Raw genomic sequence first — 4,366 nt, 5'->3', positions numbered from 1 at the left:
TTGACGAACATACAACTGAGATTCGTACCCATAGCACAGCAATGAGCCAGTCAGACCGTGACGGCATGGTTGCCAGGGGCATGGAAAGCGGCTGGCGGCAGTCCGTTGAAGCTTTGGGCAAGCTTTTAGAACCAAACGATTAATTACAACTCGCTCGCCGGCTTGACATTTACCAAAGCAATCACTGAGGTAAATGTCAAGCCGATATTTTATGCTACATTTGTCACTGTAAGGATAAGATGAGCAACTTTGAAAGCATAAGTTGAGCAATTACGTAGCCCAAAGCCTTTATACTACGTCGGAAATTATTTATCGAAAACAGGTTTTGAAACCATAACATGAGCAAAGGTTTTGTTTTGTAACCCTAATGTGAGCAAATATATTCATGCCCAGCATTAAAACTTTGGTTAGGTATAGCTGCTATGAAAACCGAAATCGAGCAACAGAGCTACTTTCGGTTTGAGTTCACTACCTCTACTTTTGTAAGCATAAGATGAGCAATCTGCTTTGAAACCATAAAGCGAGCAACTTGCTCATCTTATGCTTTCAGTGACAACATTTGTAATACAAATGTAGCATACAATAAGAGCAAATATATTCATGCCCAGCATTAAAACTTTGGTTAGGTATAGCTGCTATGAAAACCGAAATCGAGCAACAGAGCTACTTTCGGTTTGAGTTCACTACCTCTACTTTTGTAAGCATAAGATGAGCAACCTGCTTTGAAACCATAAAGCGAGCAACTTGCTCATCTTATGCTTTCAGTGACAACATTTGCAATACAAATGTAGCATAAAATAAGAGCACCCTTATCTTTTATCCGACATAATCTACGATAAAAACTACTTCCCCCCAGATACAACACTTTCATGTGACTGTCGGTTTGCAGACTAAATGAAATTCGTGCGGACTAAGTGAAATTCTGTCGCAGACTAATTGAAAATGTGCTTGTGTAACCCTGATTATTCCATAGCCCTCAGCGATGGCTGCGCCAACGTCAAGGACGAACGCTACTTACAGAATTTTTGCTCCAAAGCCTTGTGTTGTAATGAATTGGAACGTTTTATACTCATTTGGTGGAAAATTTCATTTAGTCTGCGAATTTAGGGGGAAATTTTCACTTAGTCCGCAAAAAAATTTCATTTAGTCTGCAACAAAGGTTGCTCAAACCCTTATTATTACGTTTAAAAAATTTCATTTAGTCTGCAAACCCACACGATCGCGGGGTGCATATTGGCAACGGAATAAAACCTATTGCGCTGCCGATAAATTTTGCTTGTCTTTGGTATTGCCTTTGATGCGTAATCCAGCAATACACACTTACATGGTGCTAACTTATAGTTATAGTTACCCGTAACTTATTATAAGCACGATTCAACTATAGCTTTGACTGAGTGCAAAGATAGTTTACAAAAATTGCTCAGGCGGTTGCCATAATATTGGTTTAGCGAAGTATTGAGGTATTGCTGCACAAGAATGCATTCGGGAAAACTTTTCTCTTTTGCTTTGTGCCTGTCCCTCAATCTCTAAGATTCGGATCGTGGATAACTGCAACCGCCTCGATGCAGAACCGTCTGGGAATACAAATTGTCTGCTTTAACTACAAAAATCATCCACTCGGATATCGCGCCAGACATCAGAAACCTGCCAGCCAGAGTTGCCCACAGATTGTACTGGAGGATTGTCAAGCAATGGAATATAGTCGGGAACTCTAGGCTCTTGAGTGATTACTGGTTTCTGCTCAACCACAGGATCTGAAGAATTTACAGTATCAGATCGAAGAAGTTGATCTTCTGCCTCCTCGATTAGCTTCATCTGTCTCAGGGTAAGCTTGTCGGATTTTTTGATGATTTTCTTTGTATGTATCTCAACAGTATTAGCTGCTTGAAGTTGGTCTTTGGCTTTTTCGATTTCCATCATTTGCTTCAAAGTCAGTTTCTCAGATTTTTTGATGATTTTTTTTGTACGTATCTCATTAGAAGTATTCATTGGCTATTCCCTCAAAGGCATTGGCAAAAAATTTGTCTGGCTAAAGTTGGGGAAGGTAGGTATAAATAATTTGCACAGAAATAACAAGGTACACCAAATCCATGGAAAATACGAGTCTCTTGCTGAAGAATTTACCAATTGAGTACAAATTTCTTTTTCGTGCAGATGCCTTAGCATAATCTGTTGCACAGATGCAAGTATTAAGCGGTCGCTTCTTCATCATGGTTGTACTTCAAGATTATTTTGTGGTTTTGACTCCTAATAAGCAGATAATGGATGGTTAAGAGTTCTCGCTCATTAGGAACAGCGTTGAAAAACTTATCAGGTGAGAAAGGCACAATCTTAGAGACCATTTATAAAGTAAATCTTTAGACAACAAGACGGCGTAACATAATATGAGTCATAACAGCGTATATGGCAACTTCACTCATTTCTGACAGATGCTCATAATCCTTACTAAGACGACGGTACTGGTTCAACCAACCAAATGTTCTTTCTACTACCCAACGTTTGGGCAAAACCTTCCATTCTTGTTCAGTACGCCGTATTACCTCAACATGAGCTTGAATCATCAACCAGACACAAAGCGCAAATTTATCACCGTCATAACCGGAATCGACCCATAAAACTTCCACTTTTTCCAGTAATTCTGGGCGTTCTTCTAGTAACTCCATCAAAGCATAGGCAGCAAGTACTCTTTCTGGGGCATTTCCTTCACTAACAATGACTTTCAACAACAATCCCTGGCTATCAACTATGGTTTGTCGCTTTCTTCCTTTTACCTTTTTAGCTCCATCAAAGCCGTACACATCCCCCTTTTTTCAGCCGTTTTTACCGACTGACTATCTGCGGCGATCGCACTTGGTTGTGTTGATTTACCTAGTTTTGCGCGAACTTGACCCCGCAGAGTATGGTTTAATTTTTCCCAAACTCCCTTACGCTGCCACTTACGGTAATAGCTGTATACCGTTGAACTTGGGGGGAAATCGCCTGGAAGCATATTCCATTGACATCCAGTCTTCAAATGATAATAGATGGCATTGCATATTTCACGCATATCTGTTGTGCGTGGATGCCCCCCTTCTTTAGCTGGTGGAATCAAGGGAGACAGGATTTCCCACTCCATATCAGTTAAGTCTGTGGTGTAAGACTTTCGTACCATAAGCAAATATGTAAATACACTGTGTATGATGTATCTTATACTTGCCAGGACTCCTTTCTTACCGTTTTTAGATTTACTTTATAAATAACCTCTTACAGGCAGTTCCACCCGTTGCAATTTGTTGTATAGTGCCGTGGTGCTAACATTCACCTCTACTGCCTTCTTTTGATAGGCAGCATGGACTGATGGATACATCCCACACACCACCAAACGAATCATTTCCACCTGAGTCGAAAACAGTAGCTCTGAGAGTATTGGCGTTCACTATAAGTCTCGAAAAGCTGATTCATCCGCGAACAGTTAAAAATGTGTTCCATCAGTCCGTAGTTTGCTTTTATTATTAATAGGTTTTGGAATTTTTTTCTTAGCTTGGAGGACTCAAGATGAAATTAATCGCATTACGGCGATGTTTAACGGAACAATTTCTCTAATTTGGGGGTTAGCTCTAGCTCCATTGTCATTACAATTATTTTTTGAGATTGTCTCACTTCTAGCGGCTTTCTCTGTTTGTATGCGTTGTTTAGGTTGTGGCTCAAACCGCAATTGATTTTTCAATTGATAATTTTAATCTCCTAAAATAATTAGGAGATTAATGTACTAGTTGATTAGTTTAAAATTCACAAAATTCAGTCTGACAAATACCGTCTCATTGCTATGAACAGCATAATTAAGGTACGTCACTAGTAGTCTGCCAAGGCAACTTTGCTAGGTTAAACTCGGATATAAACGCTGCATTTTTCGACGAGCATCTTTGGTTTGAAAAGCCCAATAGACACTGGCTTTTTGCTGATTACGTTGTTTCTCCCAAGCGGCAATCTCAGAAGTTAATGTTTCTGCATTAGGAATACGCCGTTCCAAACATTGGCGAGATAAAACAGATAATTCAATTTCTACTTGATTCAGCCAAGAAGCGTGTTTAGGAGTATAGTGAAACTCTAATTTTTGAATAATTCGACGTGCTTCTTCTGGTGGAAAAACTTCATATAATGCACTGGGGGTATGAATATTTAAGTTATCAACTACTAAACGAATAACATCGGCATCTCGGTAGCAAACATCTACTAAATTTTTCATCTGTTTCGCAAAATCGGCCAGGGTTAGCGCGTCTCAAACCCTATTGACAGGGGGATTATGGCAGAGGTACTGAGTTTGAGAGAGCCGCAGCTAACACAGAGAGCATATAGCGATCGTTCATCGCTGCTCGTCGTGATTTTT

The 4,366-nt window shown here is 39.9% G+C and carries 4 protein-coding genes and 1 pseudogene; all 5 read right to left on the bottom strand.

Going from position 1 to position 4,366, the window contains the following annotated elements; genetic code table 11:
• Window positions 1–1,596 precede the first annotated feature (1,596 nt).
• The gene (locus H6G97_RS56390; RefSeq protein ID WP_190947142.1) at window positions 1,597–1,815 is read right to left on the bottom strand and encodes a hypothetical protein; all 219 of its coding nucleotides are present in this window, start codon (window positions 1,813–1,815) and stop codon (window positions 1,597–1,599) included.
• Window positions 1,816–2,357: 542 nt separating this feature from the next.
• Window positions 2,358–3,151 (bottom strand): IS5 family transposase gene (locus H6G97_RS46370; protein ID WP_190947141.1). Its coding sequence is split into 2 segments (ribosomal slippage): window positions 2,358–2,812 and window positions 2,812–3,151, totalling 795 coding nucleotides; the frame shifts between segments, so codons are not numbered across the junction.
• A gap of 78 nt (window positions 3,152–3,229) precedes the next feature.
• Window positions 3,230–3,370 (bottom strand): hypothetical protein, encoded by a 141-nt coding sequence (locus tag H6G97_RS46365; RefSeq protein ID WP_190947140.1) that lies wholly within the window; start codon window positions 3,368–3,370, stop codon window positions 3,230–3,232.
• A 159-nt stretch (window positions 3,371–3,529) separates the two neighbouring features.
• Entirely contained in the window at window positions 3,530–3,706 is a 177-nt protein-coding gene (locus H6G97_RS46360; RefSeq protein ID WP_190947139.1) for a hypothetical protein, read from the bottom strand.
• A 150-nt stretch (window positions 3,707–3,856) separates the two neighbouring features.
• Window positions 3,857–4,249 (bottom strand): annotated as a pseudogene (locus tag H6G97_RS46355) (transposase); the annotation flags it as partial.
• Window positions 4,250–4,366 lie beyond the last annotated feature (117 nt).

The organism is Nostoc flagelliforme FACHB-838 (assembly GCF_014698065.1).
Taxonomy (GTDB): Bacteria; Cyanobacteriota; Cyanobacteriia; order Cyanobacteriales; family Nostocaceae; genus Nostoc; species Nostoc flagelliforme_B.
Note: the sequence above shows the minus strand (reverse complement) of the source record. Positions and strands in the feature narration are given on the sequence as shown.

Bases quoted from the DNA above. Each gene is read 5' to 3' on its own strand.
- H6G97_RS56390 (WP_190947142.1), bottom strand. From the start codon at position 1,815: ATGAAGCTAATCGAGGAGGCAGAAGATCAACTTCTTCGATCTGATACT.
- H6G97_RS46365 (WP_190947140.1), bottom strand. From the start codon at position 3,370: ATGATTCGTTTGGTGGTGTGTGGGATGTATCCATCAGTCCATGCTGCC.